This is a genomic window from Insulibacter thermoxylanivorax (assembly GCF_015472005.1).
Lineage (GTDB): Bacteria > Bacillota > Bacilli > Paenibacillales > DA-C8 > Insulibacter > Insulibacter thermoxylanivorax.
On the sequence record NZ_BMAQ01000005.1, the window covers coordinates 168,284 to 189,722 of the forward strand.

21 protein-coding genes and 1 other annotated feature are annotated in these 21,439 nt (G+C 54.5%); of the genes, 20 read left to right on the forward strand and 1 reads right to left on the reverse strand.

Going from position 1 to position 21,439, the window contains the following annotated elements; genetic code table 11:
* Positions 1-218: 218 nt before the first annotated feature.
* The 14 genes from ftsA to PRECH8_RS03865 all read left to right on the forward strand — a co-directional run bounded on the left by ftsA (position 219) and on the right by PRECH8_RS03865 (position 13,642).
* Positions 219-1,454, forward strand: coding sequence for a cell division protein FtsA (gene ftsA / locus PRECH8_RS03800; RefSeq protein ID WP_200965754.1), 1,236 nt, complete (start codon positions 219-221; stop codon positions 1,452-1,454).
* Positions 1,455-1,484: 30 nt separating this feature from the next.
* On the forward strand, positions 1,485-2,588 hold the full coding sequence (gene ftsZ, locus PRECH8_RS03805; RefSeq protein ID WP_200965755.1) for a cell division protein FtsZ: 1,104 nt from the start codon (positions 1,485-1,487) through the stop codon (positions 2,586-2,588).
* A gap of 205 nt (positions 2,589-2,793) precedes the next feature.
* A complete protein-coding gene (gene spoIIGA / locus PRECH8_RS03810; RefSeq protein WP_242457422.1) occupies positions 2,794-3,720 on the forward strand; it encodes a sigma-E processing peptidase SpoIIGA in 927 nt (308 codons plus the stop codon).
* Positions 3,721-3,767: 47 nt separating this feature from the next.
* Positions 3,768-4,490, forward strand: coding sequence for an RNA polymerase sporulation sigma factor SigE (gene sigE / locus PRECH8_RS03815; protein WP_200965858.1), 723 nt, complete (start codon positions 3,768-3,770; stop codon positions 4,488-4,490).
* Positions 4,491-4,619: 129 nt separating this feature from the next.
* The gene (gene sigG, locus PRECH8_RS03820) at positions 4,620-5,408 is read left to right on the forward strand and encodes an RNA polymerase sporulation sigma factor SigG (protein WP_200965756.1); all 789 of its coding nucleotides are present in this window, start codon (positions 4,620-4,622) and stop codon (positions 5,406-5,408) included.
* Positions 5,409-5,554: 146 nt separating this feature from the next.
* Positions 5,555-5,863, forward strand: a complete 309-nt coding sequence (locus tag PRECH8_RS03825) for a YlmC/YmxH family sporulation protein (protein WP_200965757.1) — start codon at positions 5,555-5,557, stop codon at positions 5,861-5,863.
* Positions 5,864-5,999: 136 nt separating this feature from the next.
* On the forward strand, positions 6,000-6,818 hold the full coding sequence (gene pgeF, locus PRECH8_RS03830) for a peptidoglycan editing factor PgeF (protein WP_200965758.1): 819 nt from the start codon (positions 6,000-6,002) through the stop codon (positions 6,816-6,818).
* A gap of 9 nt (positions 6,819-6,827) precedes the next feature.
* The gene (locus PRECH8_RS03835) at positions 6,828-7,511 is read left to right on the forward strand and encodes a YggS family pyridoxal phosphate-dependent enzyme (RefSeq protein ID WP_200965759.1); all 684 of its coding nucleotides are present in this window, start codon (positions 6,828-6,830) and stop codon (positions 7,509-7,511) included.
* Between the two features lie 23 nt (positions 7,512-7,534).
* Entirely contained in the window at positions 7,535-7,969 is a 435-nt protein-coding gene (locus tag PRECH8_RS03840; protein ID WP_200965760.1) for a cell division protein SepF, read from the forward strand.
* 7 nt (positions 7,970-7,976) lie between these two features.
* Positions 7,977-8,252, forward strand: a complete 276-nt coding sequence (locus PRECH8_RS03845; protein WP_200965761.1) for a YggT family protein — start codon at positions 7,977-7,979, stop codon at positions 8,250-8,252.
* Between the two features lie 23 nt (positions 8,253-8,275).
* Positions 8,276-9,058: a YlmH family RNA-binding protein gene (locus PRECH8_RS03850; protein WP_200965762.1), complete on the forward strand. Its 783-nt coding sequence runs from the start codon at positions 8,276-8,278 to the stop codon at positions 9,056-9,058.
* Positions 9,059-9,221: 163 nt separating this feature from the next.
* On the forward strand, positions 9,222-9,725 hold the full coding sequence (locus PRECH8_RS03855) for a DivIVA domain-containing protein (protein WP_200965763.1): 504 nt from the start codon (positions 9,222-9,224) through the stop codon (positions 9,723-9,725).
* 142 nt (positions 9,726-9,867) lie between these two features.
* Positions 9,868-10,152, forward strand: a binding site (T-box leader).
* A gap of 65 nt (positions 10,153-10,217) precedes the next feature.
* On the forward strand, positions 10,218-13,010 hold the full coding sequence (gene ileS, locus PRECH8_RS03860; RefSeq protein ID WP_200965764.1) for an isoleucine--tRNA ligase: 2,793 nt from the start codon (positions 10,218-10,220) through the stop codon (positions 13,008-13,010).
* Positions 13,011-13,243: 233 nt separating this feature from the next.
* A complete protein-coding gene (locus tag PRECH8_RS03865) occupies positions 13,244-13,642 on the forward strand; it encodes a DUF5665 domain-containing protein (protein WP_200965765.1) in 399 nt (132 codons plus the stop codon).
* Between the two features lie 78 nt (positions 13,643-13,720).
* On the opposite strand, the gene PRECH8_RS03870 is transcribed toward PRECH8_RS03865, so the two are convergent.
* Positions 13,721-14,473, reverse strand: coding sequence for a TraR/DksA C4-type zinc finger protein (locus PRECH8_RS03870; RefSeq protein WP_371871172.1), 753 nt, complete (start codon positions 14,471-14,473; stop codon positions 13,721-13,723).
* Positions 14,474-14,753: 280 nt separating this feature from the next.
* On the opposite strand from PRECH8_RS03870, the gene lspA reads away from it, so the two are divergent.
* From lspA to pyrC, 6 genes are all read left to right on the forward strand, one after another.
* Positions 14,754-15,257 carry a signal peptidase II gene (lspA, locus tag PRECH8_RS03875; protein WP_200965766.1) on the forward strand — a complete coding sequence of 168 codons (504 nt, stop codon included), beginning with the start codon at positions 14,754-14,756 and terminating at the stop codon, positions 15,255-15,257.
* Positions 15,254-16,204, forward strand: a complete 951-nt coding sequence (locus tag PRECH8_RS03880) for an RluA family pseudouridine synthase (RefSeq protein WP_200965767.1) — start codon at positions 15,254-15,256, stop codon at positions 16,202-16,204. Before lspA ends, PRECH8_RS03880 begins: the two co-directional genes overlap by 4 nt.
* A gap of 508 nt (positions 16,205-16,712) precedes the next feature.
* A complete protein-coding gene (locus PRECH8_RS03885; RefSeq protein WP_200965768.1) occupies positions 16,713-17,882 on the forward strand; it encodes an N-acetyldiaminopimelate deacetylase in 1,170 nt (389 codons plus the stop codon).
* Between the two features lie 333 nt (positions 17,883-18,215).
* Positions 18,216-18,755 (forward strand): bifunctional pyr operon transcriptional regulator/uracil phosphoribosyltransferase PyrR, encoded by a 540-nt coding sequence (gene pyrR / locus PRECH8_RS03890; RefSeq protein WP_200965769.1) that lies wholly within the window; start codon positions 18,216-18,218, stop codon positions 18,753-18,755.
* A 2-nt stretch (positions 18,756-18,757) separates the two neighbouring features.
* A complete protein-coding gene (locus tag PRECH8_RS03895) occupies positions 18,758-19,666 on the forward strand; it encodes an aspartate carbamoyltransferase catalytic subunit (RefSeq protein ID WP_200965770.1) in 909 nt (302 codons plus the stop codon).
* A 302-nt stretch (positions 19,667-19,968) separates the two neighbouring features.
* Positions 19,969-21,261 carry a dihydroorotase gene (gene pyrC / locus PRECH8_RS03900; RefSeq protein WP_200965771.1) on the forward strand — a complete coding sequence of 431 codons (1,293 nt, stop codon included), beginning with the start codon at positions 19,969-19,971 and terminating at the stop codon, positions 21,259-21,261.
* The last annotated feature ends 178 nt before the right edge of the window (positions 21,262-21,439 follow it).

Below are 21,439 nucleotides of genomic sequence, written 5' to 3' on the forward strand. Positions count from 1 at the left end.
TTAATAGTATTTTTCAACAAGTTAACTAACTTCTTAACGATCTTCACAAGCTGATTGGACAAGCACTTACGGGAAAAATATTTGCCGCGAAAAAAAGGTATCAACTAAGCTTTGTGGAATATATATTTCAGTGATTATTTTTTTGCCGTGCTAGCTGATTTGATAGAATATATGCTCGCAATACCCACTAGATCATTGGATATGGGAGGTGCCTCGGGTTGAGCAGCAATGACATCATCGTCAGTTTAGACATAGGAACATCCAAAGTTCGCGTCATCATCGGCGAAGTAAACAACGGATCGATTAACATAATCGGTGTTGGATCTGCTGACTCGGAGGGAATTCGCAAAGGTTCGATTGTCGACATCGACCAAACGGTTCAATCCATTCGCAAGGCAGTAGACCATGCGGAACGCATGGTTGGCATACAGATTTCGGATGTATATGTAGGCATTGCAGGGAATCATATCGCACTGCAAACCAGCCACGGCGTCGTTGCTGTATCGAACGAAGACCGAGAGATCGGCAATGTCGATATCGATCGAGTTTTGCAAGCGTCGCGCGTCATCGCCATCCCGCCTGAACGGGAGATCATCGGCGTGATCCCAAGACAGTTCATTGTGGACGGCTTGGAAGGTATCTTCGATCCGCGCGGTATGATCGGCGTTCGCCTCGAAGTGGATGCGACGATTATTACGGGATCTAAGACTGCTGTACATAATCTGCTCAAATGTGTGGAGAAAGCCGGCCTTAAAGCCGCGGACCTCGTCTTGATGTCACTTGCTGCAGGAGAACTTGCTTTGTCGAAGGACGAGAAGACGATGGGGACAGTGCTTGTCGATATCGGTGCGGGCTCGACAACCATCGCCGTCTATGATCAAGGCAACCTGCAAGCGACATCGACGTTGCCGATCGGCGGCGAATATATCACAAATGATATCTCGATCGGACTCAGGACACAGACAGATGTGGCTGAGAAACTGAAACTAAAGTACGGCTGTGCGCTCATCCAAGATGCGGAAGCCGATAAGAAATTCAAAGTTCAGCGGATCGGCAGCAACTCGGAGAAGGAATATAACCAAGTCGACTTGGCGACCATCATCGAACCGCGTGTGCAAGAGATCTTCCAGCTCATCCGGCAGGAAGTCGCGCGCCTCGGTTATAAGGACTTGCCGGGGGGTTATGTGCTGACCGGCGGTACGGTATCGATGCCCGGTGTCGCCGCATTGGCGCAGAATGAGCTGAGGACGTCTGTACGTATCGCTTCACCTGATTTTATCGGCGTGAGGGACCCGTCTTATACTTCCGGCGTAGGTGTTATCCATTATGTTATGAAGTATATGCGCGGAGTAAAATCAGGAGCTTCTGTCAAATCAACAGGCAAGAGATCTGATTCGGATCAGCCGGGACTGTTTGCCAAGCTGCGCAATTGGCTCAGCGAATTTGTCAACTAGCGGATATTAGTGAGGGGGAAATTGAAGACGATGTTGGAATTTGATCTTGATATTAATCAACTCGCGCGGATAAAAGTTATCGGTGTTGGCGGCGGCGGCAGCAATGCTGTGAACCGAATGATCGACTCCGGAATGAAGAATGTTGAATTTATTACGGTCAATACAGACGCCCAGGCGCTGAACATGTCCAAATCGGAGTTCAAATTGCAGATCGGCGAGAAGCTGACGAGGGGTCTTGGTGCCGGCGCGAACCCGGAGATCGGCAAGAAGGCAGCCGAGGAATCCCGGGAGCTGATCATGAATGCGCTGCGCGGTGCGGATATGGTCTTCGTCACAGCCGGTATGGGGGGCGGTACGGGGACGGGGGCTGCGGCGGTGATCGCGGAGGTAGCCAAAGAATGCGGGGCGCTGACCGTCGGCGTAGTCACGCGGCCGTTCACCTTCGAAGGACGCAAGCGTCAGACGCATGCGGAGAGCGGCATCGCTGCGCTTAAGGAGAAGGTCGACACCCTGATCGTCATCCCGAACGACCGTCTGCTTGAGATCGTCGATAAGAAGACGCCGATGATCGAGGCCTTCCGTGAAGCAGATAACGTCCTGCGGCAAGCGGTGCAAGGCATCTCTGACCTCATCGCGGTGCCGGGTCTGATCAACTTGGACTTCGCCGACGTGAAGACGATCATGTCCGAACGAGGTTCTGCACTCATGGGAATCGGTACCGCTACGGGCGAGAATCGGGCGGCGGAAGCTGCGAAGAAGGCGATCATGAGCCCGCTTCTCGAGACATCCATCGAAGGGGCGCGCGGCGTGATCATGAACATCACCGGCGGTTCGAATCTGAGCTTGTATGAGGTGAACGAAGCTGCGGATATCGTCATCTCCGCTTCCGATCCGGAAGTGAACATGATCTTCGGTGCGATCATCGATGAGGACATGAAGGACGAGATCAAGGTGACGGTTATCGCCACGGGCTTTGAGAACCGCTCGGCTTCCTCCGGTACGTCGAAGTCTGCTCAATCCGCCGACAAAGCGGATCCCAGACTATCGAATCTGCGGCCCTTTGGCACGCAGCCGACGGCGGATCAGCTGGATATTCCAACCTTCCTCCGCAATCGCGGCAGAACGTTGGATTAAGTCTGTTGCCATGGACGATCATGGATGGATTCATATTTTCATCCATTCATAGGTTTTTTCATAGAGATTCCTGCGGACATTCGCAGGAATCTTTTGTTGTTTTCAGCCCTTCAATCCTCGACAAAAATATTGCCGTACAAGTAGCAAGTTTAGACAGACTTTGAAATAGACTTTATATATACTGGTCTCATCTGAAGGCGAGAGGGTGGCAAGCTTGATTGTCTACTTGGATCTCGTGTTCCTGACGAACCTGTTCATCGACGCGGCGCTCTTGAGGATGACTGCTTGGTCGCGGCGATTAACGTTCCGATGGTGGAGACTGGTACTCGCTTCGGCCGTCGGCGCCCTGTATGTCGTCATGCTCTTCGTCCCAAGCCCGTCCTTCTTGTTCACAACACTTATCAAACTGCTCTTCTCTGTGGTCATGCTGCTCACGGCTTTTGGCTATGTTCATATGCAGCATTTCCTGCGCAATCTTGGCGTATTCTATCTGATCAGCTTCTGCGCAGCGGGGTGTATGTTCGGCTTGCACTATCTGTGGCTGAGTTCCAGTGAACTCTTCAGCGGCATCTGGTTCAGCCGCACCGGCGCGATGACGTTCCACTTTCAGACGGGGATTCTATACGTTTCCTTATCGCTCATCGGAGCGCTGTGGTTCTATCGCAGTGTGCAGCAGAGCCGCCGCCGGCAGGAAGCCAAGCAGCAGTTCATGGCCGAAGCGGAGATACTCATCGATGATGCGCGGATTCGCTGCATGGGCCTGATCGATACGGGCAACCGGCTGTTCGATCCCCTGACGCGCACGCCGGTGATGGTCACAGAGCTTGCGCTGTGGGAGGAGTATCTGCCGGAGGCGTTCATTCAACGGGCGAAGCGGATGCGTGCGGAGGAGATCGTGCAGGACCTCGATGGACTGGCGATGGTCTGGCGCGATCGATGGCGGCTCGTTCCATACAAGGGCATTCACCATGGAACGAGTTTTATGCTGGCGCTGAAGCCGGACCGGGTCATCGTCCATGCCGACGGTCAGGAATACGAGGTCAGCAAAGTGTTGATCGGTCTGAAACCGGACCGGTTGAGCAGCGAAGCGGCATATCGAGCAATCATCCATCCGGAACTTGTGAATCTGTAAGAGGCCAGAGGATGCCACAATGGGCAATTCAGTACGGGAGGTATATGATGCTTACGAAGCTGAGATTGAGCCTAACCATTTATTATTATCGCTTGCTATTTCTGCTGGGATTGAAGAGTGAGGAGATCTACTATATCGGCGGAAGCGAGGCCCTGCCTCCCCCGCTCACCCGGGAAGAAGAAGAGTATCTGCTGGGCAGATTATCCTCAGGGGATTCGGCCACGCGGGCACTGCTTATCGAACGCAATCTGCGGTTAGTCGTCTATATCGCCCGCAAGTTTGAGAATACCGGCATTCATATCGAAGATCTTGTGTCGATCGGCGCGATCGGTCTGATCAAGGCAGTGAACACCTTCGACCCGGAGAAGAAGATCAAGCTCGCCACTTATGCTTCCCGCTGCATCGAGAATGAGATCTTGATGTACCTGAGGCGCAACAGCAAGATTCGCACGGAAGTCTCCTTCGATGAGCCGCTCAATATCGACTGGGACGGCAACGAACTCCTCTTATCCGATGTTCTTGGCACGGACAATGATACGATCTATCGCAATATCGAAGAACAAGTGGACCGCAAGCTGCTGCAGAAGGCGCTGGATAAGCTGTCAGACCGGGAGCGCGTCATCATGGAACTGCGCTTCGGCCTGCAGGACGGAGAAGAGAAGACACAGAAGGATGTCGCCGATCTGCTCGGCATCTCCCAATCCTATATCTCCAGGCTGGAGAAGCGGATCATCAAGCGTTTGCGCAAGGAATTCAACAAGATGGTCTGAAAGATGATCTGACCTTGCGAGGGATCTGATCAAGAAGAACGGAGGATGCCTTAGGAAGAGACTGTCAGAATAAAATGACCCTCCAAGGAGATACTTAACAGTAATGTTTCTCCTTGGGAGGTAATCACGATGACACGCAACAAAGTGGAAATCTGTGGTGTGGATACCGCGAAGCTGCCCGTACTCAGCAATGCCGAGATGAGAGAGCTGTTCGTACAGCTGCAGCAGCATGATGACAGGGCGTCAAGAGAGAAATTGGTGAACGGCAATTTGCGCCTCGTACTCAGCGTGATTCAGCGTTTCAACAACCGGGGCGAATATGTGGATGATCTGTTTCAGGTCGGCTGCATCGGACTCATGAAGGCGATCGATAATTTCGATCTCAGCCAGAATGTCCGGTTCTCAACCTATGCCGTGCCGATGATCATCGGTGAGATTCGCCGTTACCTTCGCGACAACAATCCGATACGCGTGTCAAGATCGCTGCGCGATATCGCCTACAAAGCGCTGCAGGTTCGCGATCAGCTGACGAATCAAAATTCCCGCGAACCGACCGTGCAAGAGATCTCTGCCGTGATGAATGTGCCGAAGGAGGATATCGTATTCGCCTTGGATGCGATTCAAGATCCTGTCTCGCTGTTCGAGCCGATCTATCACGACGGCGGGGATCCGATCTATGTGATGGATCAGATCAGCGACGAGCGCAACGCAGATGCGTCTTGGATCGAAGAGATCGCCCTCCGGGAGGCGCTGCATAAGTTAAACGAGAGGGAGAAAATGATCCTGTCCATGCGTTTCTTCGAAGGGAAGACGCAGATGGAAGTGGCCGAGGAGATCGGCATCTCGCAAGCTCAGGTATCGCGTCTTGAGAAAACGGCGATTCAACAGATGCAGAAACATGTGAAGACCATTACATAGACGCTTCACATCGGGAACCAGGGCACACCAGCTCTGGTTCTTAATTATTGTTGAGCCCCAGCTGCCAAAAACTCGGTCATATATCCTTGTTCCATCATATACATAGTACTAAGGAAGACATTACAGACATGGTGGGACATAAAGCGATGAAGATATCTGACTTCCAGACCAAAGATGTGATCAACATCGTGGACGGCAAAAAGCTCGGTCAAATCAGCGACTTGGAGCTCGATCTCAAACAGGGCAGGATCGAATCGATTGTCATTCCCGCAGCCGGCAAATTCTTCGGGTTGTTCGGCAGCGGCCATGATCTTATCATCCCCTGGCGGAGCATCGTGAAGATCGGCATGGACGTCGTGCTGGTGAGACTGGATACCTCAAGGCTGGAGCGGGAGGAACTGGGCGAAGAGGAGGCGCCCGCGGATTATCATCGGCATATTCGGAAGCTGGATTAATATCCGAAGTAAGATAGTCCCAGCGGCAGCAGACAAGTCAGTTCTTTAGACGGCTTGTATGTTGCCGCTTTGTTGTCTAAGATTAGAGTACTACCGTGCATGAAATTTGTTGCTTATCGCAGAAAGGAGGCCGCAGATGGAGGCTTTTGTCAGGCAGGAGGAAGAAAACGGCCTCATCACCTTTCGCCTTGCATCGTGGCAGCAGCGCGATCCGAAGCTGAGTGCCGGCTTCTCCTCGCGGCTCGGAGGCGTCAGCCGCGGCCGATGGGATTCTCTGAACTGCGCCCTGCATGTCGAAGACGACCCTGAGCATGTGCTTGTGAATCGGCACCGCCTTGCAGCGGCGGCGGGATTTGATTTTGCCGCGTGGACCTGTGCGGAGCAGGTGCATGGCAAGCGGGTTGCTGTCGTGGGGACAGCGGATCGGGGGCGCGGCCGCAGCAGCCGGGATACAGCGATCCCGGAGGCCGATGCATTGATTACCGATGAACCGGGGATCATGCTGGTAACCTTCTATGCCGATTGTGTGCCTATCTACTACTATGACCCTGTGGTCCGGGCTGCGGGCCTTGCCCATGCCGGCTGGCGGGGGACGGCGCAGCGGATCGCCGGCGAGACGGTGCAGGCGATGCGCGCTTCCTATGGCAGCAAACCTGAGAATCTCTATGCGGCCATCGGGCCTTCCATCGGTCCTTGCTGTTATGAAGTGGACGAGCGGGTGATCGGGGCGATGGAAGCCGCAGGACTGACAGCGGGCTGGACGGCGCAGGACAGCGGCCGATATATGTTGAATCTGCAAGAACTTAACCGACAAATTCTGATTCAAGAAGGAATTTTGCCGGATAATATCGAAATATCAACGAGATGCACCAGCTGCCATGCCGCCGATTTTTTCTCCCATCGCAGGGATGGGCCAACGGGTCGTATGGCCAGCTGGATCGGATGGAAGAGGTGAGAGAATCCGTTGACACTACAAGAGAGAATCGCAGCAGTGAAGCAGCGGATCCAAGCAGCATGTGAACGCAGCGGACGCCGGATGAGCGGGATCAACCTCGTCGCGGTGACGAAGTATGTCTCTGTGGAAGGCGTTCGCGAGGTGTTGAACAGCGGGCTTACCCATATCGGGGAGAACCGCTGGCAGGATGCCAAGGAGAAATGGCAAGCCCTCGGCGATCAAGGGACGTGGCATTTTATCGGTCATCTGCAGTCGAATAAGGCGAAGGATGTCATCGGCAAGTTCGCCTATATTCACTCGCTGGACCGGCTTTCGCTGGCGAAGGAACTGCAGAAGCGGGCTGAGGCTGAGAACCTTACGGTGAATTGTTTCATTCAGCTGAATGTTTCCGGCGAGACCAGCAAGTTCGGCCTTGCGCCGGAGCAGTTGTTCGAGTTTGTCAAGAGCATCAAGCCCATGGATCGCCTGCATATCACGGGTTTGATGACGATGGCCCCCTTTGAAGCTGACCCTGAGGCGACGCGGCCGGTATTCCGCGAACTGCGGAACTGGCGCGATCGGCTGAACGAGGAAGGGATCCTGCCCTATCCGGTGACGGAGCTCTCCATGGGTATGTCCAATGACTTCGAAGTAGCGATCGAAGAAGGAGCGACCTGGCTGAGGCTGGGATCGGTGCTTGTCGGAAGCGAATAGATCGAGGGAAGGAGGATCTGATGATGGGACTCATGAACAAAATCTGGTCTTTTATCGGGCTGCAGGACGAAGAGGATATTGTAGAAAGGGAGCGGATCGTAGAAGAGGAGCCGGATTACACCTATCCGGAGCCGCGCCGTACGAACAAGAACAATGTCGTCAGCCTGCACACCCAGAGGGGGCAGAAGATGTATCTCTGCGAACCGAGGTCTTATGAAGAAGCGCAGGAGATGGCGGATCACCTCCGATCGCGCCGTTCCGTAGTGTGCAACTTGCAGCGGGTGCGTCCTGACCAGGCCGTGCGCATCGTTGACTTTCTAAGCGGCACGGTATATGCTCTTAACGGGACGATTGCGAAAGTTGGCACGAATATTTTTGTCTGCACGCCTGATAATGTAGAAGTGCAGGGCACGATTACGGATATGTTTGAAGAGGGGAGCTACAGCGAGAAGAGGTGATACGTTTTTGAATTTTTATCAGTTGGTTTATTGGATCAATATTCTGTTCGAAATCTATCGCTACATGATCATCATCTATATCTTGATGTCCTGGATCCCGAATGTTCGGGCCAGCTCGATCGGTGAGCTGCTCGGTAAGTTCGTAGAGCCTTACCTCACGCCCTTTCGGCGCATCATCCCGCCGATCGGCGGCATGCTGGACGTTTCGCCGATCGTGGCGCTGATCGCGCTGATCTTCGTCCAACAGGGATTGATCACCGTCCTAAGATTTCTTTTCTTCTAACCAATGAAACGGAGCTGCATCCCATGAGAACTGACTTGTATCAACACTATCATCCGGATGAGAAGCCGTTCATAGACCGGGCGGACGAATGGTTGATGAAGGCTGCCTATGAGCATCAAGTGAAGCGAACCGACTTTCTTGATCCGAGGCAAGCCTTTATTTTGTCCAGCTTGGCGAACCGCTATGACGGGATCCAAGTGGTGTATAACGGGGGAGATCCTGAAGCCGAACGCAAGCGGGCGCTGATCATGCCGGACTACCGCGATCCCGAGCGGGAGGATGCGGGCGTCGGATTGTTAGCGATTACGTCGGAGGATGCGCGAATCGCGGAACTCGATCACGGTGATTATCTGGGCGCGATCCTGGGCCTTGGCATCAAGCGGGATAAAGTGGGGGACCTCCATCCTTCACCCGAAGGCTGCCATGTGCTCTTGGCTGCGGAGATCTTGGATTACGTGCATATGCATCTGCGCCAGGTGCATCGCGTGCAGGTTTATACGGAGACCCTGCCGATCGACGAGCTGAAGCGGGTGGAACCGGAACTGGAGGAGACGGCCTTTACCGTCGCTTCTCTGAGATTGGACGCCGTTGTCAGCGACGTGTTTAAACTCAGCCGAGCCAAGGCGTTGAAACCTATCCAAGCCGGCCATTGTAAACTGAATTGGAAGATCGAAGAGGATCCGTCGCGGGAATTGCAGGAAGGGGATATCGTATCCTTGAAGGGATATGGGCGTTTTAAGATCCTGGCGATCGAGGGGGCCTCGAAGAAGGGTCGCATTCGGGTCAGAGCCGGCAGGTACAGCTGAGCGCAGCGATACGCGGATCAAACCGTATAAAGCGCAGATTTTTGGCTTCAGACAGAAGGATTATGCAGATTTATGTCGAAATTAACACTCATTGTCTATAGAACTACATAACAATCGAACTGCTTAACACATACATGAAACATTTCATGGGAGGTGCGAACCAATGCCGCTTACGCCATTGGATATTCATAATAAAGAATTCAGCCGTAAGATTCGCGGTTACGACGAAGATGAAGTCAATGAGTTTCTAGATCAGATCATTAAAGACTATGAAGCACTGATCCGTGAAAATAAGGAACTGCAAGCAAAACTCGAGGCCTATGAGGAGAAGGTTAACCACTTTAAGACGATGGAAGAGACGCTGAGCAAGACGATCGTGGTGGCGCAGGAAGCCGCTGACGAGATGAAGGCGAATGCGAAGAAGGAAGCGCAGCTGATCATCAAGGAAGCGGAGAAAAACGCCGATCGCATCATCAACGAATCCCTTGCCAAGTCGCGTAAGATCGCTTTGGATTCGGAGGAACTCAAGAAACAGGCGATGATTTATCGCACGCGATTCCGCTCCCTGCTGGAAGCTCAGCTGGAGCTATTGAATCAAGAAGATTGGAACTTCGAGAAGATGAATCTGGAATTAGAATTTCCCGCCAAAGATGAAGTCAAAGAATAACCAGATCTATGAACCTCCTTGCCGGAGGTTTTTTCATTGAGCCGCAGCGGCCGTCAAGGCCGTTATTGACGAGCAGTGGATTTTTCGTTATACTTCACGATAATAATATCAGCATATCAGCTAAGGATAATCAGTAGACAAGGCACAAGCGGTGATTGGGCCAGTAGGCCTTCAGCGATTCGACACCAGCGAGTTAGGGACGGTGCAAGCCTAACGTCAATCCGATGGCCGAAGATCTCCCATGAGCTTTCTCTGCGAACGGACGGTATGTCCCAGTAGTGGAGAACGGTGATCCCGTTAACGATCGTGAAAGCGGCGCTTCAAAAGTTTGGGGTTTAAGGTGGGCTTTTTTGTCTAATGGTCTGCATTGAATCGTCCCCCGAAGCGCAATGAGGGTGGTACCGCGAGCAAGCTTCTCGTCCCTTACCGGGATGTGAAGCTTTTTTTAATTTAGTCGTCATTTCAACTTGATATAGGAGTGTGTGAGTGATCATGGATTACAGCAAAACGCTAAACCTGCTTAAGACCGATTTCCCGATGCGCGGCGGTCTGCCGCAGGCAGAACCGAAGATGCAGGAGTGGTGGAAGGAGATCGACATCTACAAGCGGGTGCAGGAACACCGCAAAGGCGGCCCGAAATTCATCCTGCATGACGGACCTCCGTACGCGAACGGAGACATCCATATCGGCCACGCGTTGAATAAAGTGTTGAAGGATATCATCATCCGCTACAAATCGATGCAAGGCTTCGATGCGCCGTATGTCCCCGGCTGGGATACCCACGGCTTGCCGATCGAGCAGGCGATCATCAACTCCGGCAAGGCGGACCGCAAGAAGATGAGCGTCAGCGAGTTCCGCGAGGCCTGCAGACAGTACGCGCTGCAGTGGGTGGAGCGGCAGAAGATGCAGTTCCAGCGGCTGGGCGTACGCGGGGACTGGGACAACCCATACCTCACTCTGACGCCGGACTTTGAAGCGCAGCAGATCCGGCTGTTCGGCGAGATGGTGAAGAAGGGCTATATCTACAAGGGTCTGAAGGCCATCTATTGGTCCCCGTCCTCTGAGAGTGCACTGGCTGAAGCGGAGATCGAGTACAAGGAGAAGACATCGCCTTCGATCTACGTGGCTTTCGACATCAAAGACGGCAAAGGCGTCTTGCCTGAGGATGCGGCGGTCATCATCTGGACGACGACTCCGTGGACGCTGCCGGCGAACCTGGCAGTCAGCGTGCATCCGGAATATGAGTATGCGCTGGTGGAAGCCGAAGGACGGAAGTTCGTGTTAGCGGCTGAGCTCGTGGAGAGCGTGAAGCAAGCTGTCGGCTGGGAGCAGGTGACGGAACTTCAGCGCATCAAGGGCGAGGAACTGGAGTACGTCGTCTGCAAGCACCCGTTCTATGACCGGGACTCCGTGGTGATCCTCGGCGAGCACGTGACGCTTGATGCGGGGACGGGCTGCGTACACACGGCGCCGGGACACGGGGAAGAAGACTTCGAGATCGGTGCGAAGTACAATCTCGGCGTGCTCTGCCCCGTTGATGAGCAGGGCAAATTTACGAAGGAAGCGCCGGGCTTCGAAGGCGTCTTCTATGATAAGGCCAACAAGATGATCACCGAGATGCTGGAGGCTTCCGGCCATCTGTTGAAGCTGGACTTCATCAAACACCAATACCCCCACGACTGGCGGACGAAGAAACCGGTAATCTTCCGCGCAACGGAACAATGGTTTGCTTCGATCGACGGTTTCCGCGAAGCGATGCTGGAGGAGATCAAGAAGCTGAATTGGACGCCGAAGTGGGGAGAGATTCGCCTGCATAACATGATCGCCGAACGCGGCGACTGGTGTATCTCGCGGCAGCGCACCTGGGGCGTGCCGATCCCGATCTTCTACTGCCGCAGCTGCAACGAGCCCCTTGTGAACGATGCGACCATCGAGCATGTGGCGGAGATCTTCGAGCGCGAGGGCTCGAATGCGTGGTTCGACCGGGATGAGAAGGAGCTTATGCCGGAAGGCACGTTGTGTGCGAAGTGCGGACACGGCGAATTCCGCAAGGAGACGGACATCATGGACGTCTGGTTCGACTCCGGCTCGACCCATGCGGGTGTGCTTCGTACGAGAGAAGAGCTGGACTGGCCGGCGGATCTGTATCTCGAAGGTTCGGATCAATACCGCGGCTGGTTCAACTCCTCGCTGATCACCTCCGTGGCGGTTAACGGCAAAGCGCCTTACAAGGGCATCCTTAGCCACGGATTCACGCTGGATGGGGAAGGCCGCAAGATGTCCAAATCGCTGGGCAATACCATCGACCCGAACAAGGTATGCGATACGATGGGCGCGGATATCCTCCGCCTCTGGGTCAGTTCGGTGGATTACAAGGAAGATCACCGCATCTCCGATGCGATCTTGAAGCAGATCACGGAAGTATACCGGAAGATCCGCAACACGCTGCGCTTCTTCCTGGGCAATCTGAACGGCTTCGATGCGGTGAAGGATCGCGTGGCCTATGAGGATATGAATGAGCTTGACCGCTATGCGGTCATCCAGCTGAACCGCATGATCGAGCGGGTGATCGAGGCCTATGAGGCTTACGATTTCCATATCGTGTACCAAGCGATCCATCATTTCTGCGCGGTGGAGATGAGCTCCTTCTATCTGGATATCATCAAGGACCGCCTCTATGTCAGCGCACCTCATGATCCGGAGCGCAAGGCGGCGCAGACGGTGCTCTACGATGCCCTGCTTGCGATTACGAAGCTGATCGCGCCGATCCTGCCGCATACGGCGGATGAAGTGTGGAAGTACATTCCGCATACGGATCTGGTCAGCGTACAGCTCGCTGATATGCCGAAGCCGAATGCCGAGGTATTCGATGAAGAGCTGGAACGCAAATGGGCGGCCTTCCTCGATGTGCGGGAGGAAGTGTTCAAGGCACTGGAAGTGGCGCGCAAGGACAAAACAATCGGCAACTCCCTGGGCGCCAAAGTGACATTGTATCCTGCATCGCAGGAGGTTGCAGACCTGTTGGCCCGCTTCGAGCGCTTGGATACGCTGTTCATCGTCTCCCAAGTTGCGGTGCAGGCCGCAGGCGAACCGGTGCCGGCGGATGCCATGCAAGAGCGTCTTGTTGCCGTGAAAGTTGAGCCGGCAGAAGGCGAGAAATGCGAGCGCTGCTGGATCGTCACGCCGGAGGTCGGCAAACACGAGCACGCAGAGCATTCTGCCCTGTGTCCGCGCTGTGCTGATATCGTCGTGCATCACTTTGCTGGGGATTCCGAAGAAGTCTGATAGCCGTATGTAGTCCTGCTTAACAGACTACAAGCTTTTTCACTCGGACGGATGTCTGAATGAAAAAGCTTGTTTTTTTCCATGCTTATAGATAGATGCGATGAGTACGCCAGTACACCGTGTGAACATCTAGGTGCTGTTAATAATTGATTGTGGATGCAAGTGAAGGGAGCGGAACGCGTCGGGATCGGCGCCTGCAAGCTCAATAATCTTACCAAAGGGGCTGGTGACAGGTGGCTGATGCCAAACATATGAATCATTCGAGTTCTTCGAAACCTGCGAAGCAGCCGGGTTATGCGGGCGAATCCGCCTTGCGCGGGGCGGCCCCTGCGGACGCTGATGAACGGAAGGGATATCTGCAGGAGCAGCTGCAAGCCTTCATCGACGGCCTGAAGTTTAAGGAGATCGCCGAATATGTGCAGCTGATGAATCATCCCCGTAAGCTGATCATCAACAATTTCTTGTCGGGCATCGCCCGCGGCGTCGGCATCGCGATGGGGCTGTCCGTCTTCCTCGTGACGGCTCTGTATGTGCTGCGCGCCCTGGGTACCCTCAATTTGCCGATCATCGGTGATTATATCGCGGATATCGTGAAGGTCGTGCAAGCGCAGCTGGAGGGAAGGACATACTGATGGAAGTGCAAGACGGAAGTCGATGACTGCTGTCTACGGCAGTACTGTGCTCTCAGGCGGGCTATAGTTGGTCTGCGGCTAACGGCTAGGCTTCGGCTGTGCAGTTTCATCAGCTTCATCCTGCGTCAGGATCTCCAGTTCGCGGTCGCCTTCCTCGTCGGCCAGATAGCGGTAGTAGGCTTTGTTGCGCACGACGGTGACTTTATCTCCATAGAGATCCGTAGCTAAGAAACTTTCGATCGGCTCCACGTATCCTTCCTGCTCATCCTCTTCGAGGACGACATCGTCGTAATCTTCGATCTGACGATCTTCAGCCAAAGCCGGGGAGTTGGAGTTCCCCCAAGAAGCGACGATTCTCCAAGCATCTTCCCTATCGAACCCCGTATGATCCGCACCGTCCAAGCTTGTCCTGCCGAAGGGCGGCTGCATGAATTCCTCCTCGATCGGCCGCCGCTCGGATACCTCCTGTTCCGCATGCTCTATGCAATACGGAGTAGAGGGCACGGCATCCAGCCGCTCATACGGGATCTCATTGCCGCAGACGGCGCACAGGCCGTAGGTTCCCGTTTCCATGCTTGCCAGAGCGAGCATGACCTGCTCCAATCGATGTTCCCGCCTCTCCAGCAGGGCGATATCCTTGCCACGTTCGTAGATCTCGGTGGCTGTATCGCCGGGATGGTTGTCGATCATGGAGAGCTCGCCGCTTTGTTCACGCTGCGATTCAGCAAGGTCGAAGCGTTCGCCGCTGTCCAGCCACTCTTCCAACTCCTTCTTCTCTCGCAGCAATTTCTCTTTGAGATGCTGTATGCTGACCATGTTCAGATGATTCAACTGCTTCACCCCCTTCTGCGATGCATCTATAGGGTGTGCGAGGCGGCAGCCTTTGTTGCGAGGTAAATCCTTGCGAAGCAGGATGATCGCGCCGCTCCGGCTGCAATAGGGATAACATAGGTAGTGAATAACGCCTGCAGGCAGGGCGGACCTCGCCTGTTGATGCCGGCTAAGCCCTGCCGCATCACCTTAGAGCGGGCGCGAGACATGGACAGGGGTCAAAACGCTGTGATACAATTGCGGGGAAAGTTAGTCAGGCCTTGGTGAGGAGGAGACTTCGTTGGTATATTTTGTGGTTGCGGCACTCGTAGTCATCTTGGATCAGGTGAGCAAATATCTGGTCATCCATTATATGGAACTGAATGAGAACATCCCGGTGCTCGGAAATTTCTTCTCGATATACTCCCACCGCAATCGCGGCGCTGCCTTCGGCATCCTGCAGGATCAGCGCTGGTTCTTCCTCGCGGTTACGATCATCGTCGTGATCGGGATCGTCTGGTTCATGGTGCGCACGATCCGCAGCGGCAGACAGCAGAGGCTGTTCATGAGCGGGCTAGCACTGCTGCTGGGCGGAGCGGTCGGCAACTTCATCGACCGAGCGGCCACGGGAGAAGTTGTGGATTTCTTGCGTTTTCATTTTGAATTCAGTCTGTTAGGCCTGGATGTGAATTATACATACCCGATCTTCAACGTCGCGGATATGGGCGTGGTGATCGGGGCGGGCTTGTTGATCATCGATACGTTGCTCAGCGGGCGACGGGAGAAGAAGGAGACAGAGGCATGAACGACAAGACGAAATTCGAGCTGGAGCACGGAGAGGTTCTGGAGTGGACCTTCGATGAATCGGAAGCCGGGGAGCGGATCGATAAACTGGTTACGGAGTCCATCGAGGGCACGTCGCGCTCGGCGGTACAGCAATGGTTCAAAGAAGGACGGGTTACCGTCAACGGCAAAGTTGTCAAAGCCAATTATCGGCCGGATGCGGGGGATGAAGTGCGGGTGGAGATCCCGGAACCGGAGGATCTTGATATCAAGGCGGAGAATATCCCCCTCGATATCGTCTATGAGGATGCGGACTTACTCGTCGTGAACAAGCCCCGCGGCATGGTCGTGCATCCGGCACCGGGACATACCTCGGGTACGCTGGTGAATGCGCTGATGTATCACTGCAAGGACTTGTCCGGCATCAACGGCGTTCTGCGTCCGGGGATCGTGCATCGCATCGACAAGGACACCTCGGGACTGCTCATGGTCGCGAAGTCCGATCGCGCCCATGCGTCTCTGTCCGCACAGCTCAAAGAACATTCGATTACGCGGAAGTATATCGCCGTAGTTCACGGCCGGATCGAGCACCTCAAGGGAACCGTGGATGCGCCGATCGGCCGCGATCCGAAGGATCGCAAGATGTTCACGGTGACCGACCGCAACAGCAAACCGGCGGTGACGCATTTTGCGGTATTGGAGCATATCGGTGACTTCACGCTGCTGGAGCTGGCCCTGGAGACGGGCCGAACCCATCAGATCCGCGTTCATATGAAGTTCATCGGCCATCCCCTTGTCGGCGATCCGATGTACAGCCGGGAGAAGGATCGCAGCCGCTACATCGACGGTCAGGCGCTGCATGCTGCTGTGCTGGGGTTCGTGCATCCGGTGAACGGTCAGTATATGGAGTTCTCGGCGCCCTTGCCCGAGGAGATGACAATGCTGCTCAAGCGGCTGCGATCGATGTGAGACGCAGCGGCCGGGATGGCAGGCCGGGCATATTGTGCGGCGAAGCTGCTGTACGGCCCGGCAGGGATCAGTCTTATTGCTCTGCCTATCACTCCAATAACTCCGCCGCTCCGCCAATAACTCGGCCAAAAACTCGGCCAATAACGGAAGTCAAACTTCCGCTATTTTGTGCAAACGGGCGAAATTCACAAAATAAGAGAAGTGAAATTTCTCTTATTTTTGATTTTTGAGCGAAAGAGAGGGAGATTAGGGCGGTATTGCTTAAATAACGGAAGTTTCACTTCCGCTATTTCGCAAAAACCTGCGGAAAACGATAAATAGAGGAAATCAGACTGACCTTATTTGCAGGCATTGACTGTTTTGCAGCTTTACAGGCGGATCGGTATGCAACAGCAACAGCAACAGCAACAGCAGGTTTTCAGCCCGACGGCATTGCAGCCGTTTGTGTCTAGAGCTGGCTTTGTTATATTTGTTATACCTGATTTGATCATGGGAGGGAGCAGGCCGTATGTCTAAGTTCAGGGAGATTCGCAGAGAGCTTCACCGCATTCCGGAACCGGGGTTCCAGGAAGTGAAGACGCAAGCGCTGCTGCTCAAGTATCTTCGGCAGCTGCCGGCAGACCGAGTAGAGATCAAAACATGGTGCACCGGCATCTTGGTACGGATTAAAGGCACCATCGGCAAACGCCGCATCGCCTATCGCGCCGATATCGACGGCTTGCCGATCACTGAGGAAACATCCTATGAATTCCGTTCCGAACATGAAGGCTATATGCACGCTTGCGGCCATGATATGCATATGGCGATCGCTGTGGGCGTAGCATCGCATTTTGCTCATCACCCGATCGAAGATGATGTGATTGTCATCTTCCAGCCCGCCGAAGAGGGTCCCGGCGGCGCCGAACCGATGATGCGGAGCGAGGAATACCGTGCATGGAAACCGGATCTGATCTTGGCCTTACATATTGCTCCAGAATACCCCGTCGGCCAGATCGCTGTTCGTCCGGGCACCTTATTCGCGCGCACGGCGGAGATCTTCATCGAGCTGAAAGGCAAGGGCGGGCATGCGGCTTATCCCCACCAAGCCAAGGATATGATCATTGCAGCCGCCCAGCTGGTGATGCAGCTGCAGACGATCATCTCACGCAATCTCGATCCCCTCGATGCAGCGGTGATCACGATCGGCAAGATCACGGGAGGCGTGCGCCAGAACGTGATCGCCGAACGGGTGCGTTTGGAAGGGACGATCCGTACCCTGTCGGATGCCGCGACGAAGACGGTGCGAAGCAGGATCGAGGATATTCTGCACGGGATCGAGGCAGGCTATGGATGTGAGGCGACGGTGGAGTATGGGGCGGATTATGTTCAGGTGGACAACGATGAAGCGCTGACGAAGGAATTCATGGCTTGGATGCGAGGGGAGCAGCAGCAGGTCGAGGAGCCCTTGCGCATGGAACTCGTCGAATGCGGCGCCGCGATGACGGGCGAAGATTTCGGTTTCTTCCTCACGGAAACGCCGGGCTTTATGTTCTGGTTAGGCGTGGATTCTCCCTATGGGCTGCACCATGCGAAGCTGGAGCCGAAGGAGGAAGCGATTGACCAGGCGATCAGTTTGGTGACGCGTTACATCACATGGAAATCCCGGCAGCATGCAGGTAAGGAACAGCGGGACCGCTGATTGGTGCATTTGGTCTTCAATCAGATCATTCGGCCCATTTTTCTCATAATGATGCTTGACAACATCCCATGCAAGTGGCATAATGCTACTAATCGAATAAGAACCTTTAAAACAGTCCCGTGAGGCTGGCAAGGTTTGCGTGAACGTCGTAACGAAGTGCGGTACGATACGTAGGTTGTGCTGTGCTTGTATACGTGTATATTGTGAAGCCGAGCGAAAGCTCCTTGCCTAATCAGGGCAAGGGGCTTTTTTTGTGCCAGCTTGCGCTTCACCGACGATGTGGGCAAACCGGAGGGGGATCGGAACACCAATAAGATGATAGGAGGCGCCATGATGGAAATCAAACACGAGATCATGGATGAAGTTTCAATCAGACGGGCTTTGACCCGCATCGCGCACGAGATTCTGGAGAGGAACAAAGGAGTGGATGATTGCACCTTCATCGGTATTCGCACTCGCGGCATCTACTTGGCAAGACGCATCGCAGAGCGCATTCAAGAGATCGAAGGGGTAACCGTGCCGGTGGCGGAACTGGATGTGACCCGCTACCGGGATGATCTGAACGAAGGGAAGCGCTCGGTGCAGGAGATCGTGCAGATGCCGATCGATGTACACAACAAGATCGCCATCCTGTGTGACGATGTCCTGTATACCGGGAGAACGGTCAGAGCAGCGATGGATGCACTGATCGATCACGGCCGCCCGCGTATGATCCAGCTTGCTGTACTCGTCGACCGCGGACACCGTGAACTGCCGATACGCGCTGATTATGTCGGAAAGAATGTCCCTTCATCGAAACAGGAACAGATCGTCGTGCAGCTCAAAGAAAAAGACGGCATCGATCAAGTTGTGATCAAGCAAAGGGGGCGCTGAGCATGATCCGTACGCAGACGGCAGCAGAGCGAAGCTTGCTGGGACTTAAGGGTATGAGCAAGCAAGAGATCGAAGCGATCCTGGAGAGGGCTTCCTACTGGGCGAACTATCCGGTGAAGGTGACCGGACAGCTGGCCGGCAAGTTCGTCGCGAATATGTTCTTCGAAAACAGCACGCGTACCCGCTTCTCCTTCGAGCTGGCAGAGAAACGGCTAGGAGCAGAGGTGTTGAATTTCTCCGCCGCCGTCTCCAGCGTTCAGAAGGGGGAATCGATCTACGATACCGTAAGAACGCTGGAGTCGATGGGGATCGACGCCGGCATCATCCGTTTGAAGCCTGTGGGTGTGCTGCAGGAACTGGCGCAGAAGATCAGGATTCCGCTGATCAATGCCGGAGACGGTAACAATGAACATCCGACGCAGGCGCTGCTTGATATCTACACGATGAGACAGCATTTCGGCGAGATTCAAGGTCTTACCGTATCGATCATCGGCGATATCCAGCACAGCCGCGTCGCTCGCTCTAACTTATGGGGGCTGCGTACGATGGGAGCAGAGGTCCAGTTCTGTGCACCGCCGCAGATGATGGCGCAGGATCTCGAGGGACAGATCCGCTATGTGAGCATCGAAGAAGCGCTGCGTGCAGATGTTGTCATGCTGCTGCGGCTGCAGCTGGAACGGCATGAGACGGGCATGATCAAGAGTGCGGAGGAGTACCGGGAACAGTATGGATTAACCGCGGAGCGGGCGAAGCTGCTGAAACCCCATGCGATCATCATGCATCCGGCGCCGGTGAATCGCAATGTGGAGATCGACGATGAGGTTGTCGAACATGAGCAGTCCCGCATCTTCACACAGATTGCCAATGGAGTGCCGATCCGCATGGCCGTGATCGAACGGGCGGTAGGCTGAAGGCATCAGCAAGGCGTAAGCGGCCTTGGTGAAGGCGGAGCAAGGAAATCCGAACAGGGGACAGGAAACATGAAGGTTGTTGGAAGTTTGATGAAAGGATCGGGGTCTTGATTAAAGGAAGTCTGATTGAAGAATATATGAAGCGTATCAAATATAGAGCTGAAGATCGCCGCAAAATCGAGCATAGAGTCAAAGCGCAATCAAGCAAAGGGTACAAAAGAAGTGCAAATGCGGCAGCCAAATGCTAAAGTGTATGAAACGCGGTTAAGCGAACGACGATAATGGATATTCAGGAGGATACCATGGGAATCTGGATCACAGGTGCGAAGCTGCTTAACAGCAGTACGAACGAATTAAAGTACGGATCGGTCTTGGTCGAGCAGGGGATCATCACGAAGATCACCGATGAGCCGGCCCCCACGGACTTGGAAGGCCATGAGGTGATCGATGCGAAGGGACATCTGCTCTCACCGGGACTCATCGATATGCATGTGCATTTTCGCGAGCCGGGATATGAATACAAGGAGACGATTGCCACAGGAACGCGGGCAGCTGCGCGCGGCGGCTTCACGACGGTCGCTTGCATGCCGAATACGAATCCCGTCATTGACGAGCCGGAAACCCTGCGCTATGTCTACGACAAAGCAGCAGCCGAAGGCAGCGTGCGCGTTCTGTCCTACGCTTGCATCACCAAGGGGGAGCAAGGCGAGGAGTTGACGGATTTTGCGGCGCTGAAACAGGCTGGAGCGATCGGGTTTACCGATGACGGCGTCGGCGTGCAAAGTGCGAAGGTGATGAAGGATGCGATGAAGTTGGCCGCGTCCCTCGATCTGCCGATCGTCGCTCACTGCGAGGATGCCAGCTTGGTCGTCGGCGCTGCGGTAACGGAAGGGGAATTTGCCAAACGGCATGGGCTGAAGGGCATCCCGAACGAATCGGAGGCCATACATGTCGGCCGGGACATCCTGCTCGCTGAAACCACAGGGGTTCATTATCATGTGTGCCATATCAGCACGGAGCAGTCGATCCGCCTCGTTCGGATGGGCAAGGAACTCGGCGTGAAGGTGACGACGGAGGTCTGTCCGCATCATCTGCTGCTGTCGGATGAAGATATTCCGGATACGATGGATGCGAATTGGAAGATGAATCCTCCGCTGCGCAGCCCCCGCGATGTGGAGGCCTGCATCCGCGGTCTGGAAGACGGCACGATCGATATGATCGTCACCGACCATGCGCCGCACAGCGCGGAGGAGAAGGCGCGCGGTTTGGATGCCGCTCCTTTCGGTATCACCGGCCTGGAGACCGCCTTCCCGCTGCTCTATACGAAGTTCGTAGCTTCGGGACGCTGGACGCTGGGCTTCCTCTTGGAGAAGATGACGACCATACCGGCGGAGGTGTTCCGTCTTCCCTATGGCCGCCTTGAAACGGGAGCGCCGGCGGATCTGACCTTGATCGATCTGGACACGGAACGCGTCGTTCGCGAAGAAGAATTTCTCTCGAAGGGGAAGAACACGCCTTTCGTCGGCTGGAAGCTGAAGGGCTGGCCGATCATGACGATGGTAGACGGCAAAGTGGTCTGGCAGCATCAGGAATAAGCGGCAGCAGCTGACGGGGCGTAACCGATCACAAGATATGATGATATAAAGATAGAGAAGGTTAGAGATCAGGAATAGGTTTACGAAATTTATGTATCAAGTGTGATGTACAGAGGCGGATAAGCATTTTCGGATAAACATCTGAGGGTAAGCATCCGAGGGTAAGCATCCGAGGGTA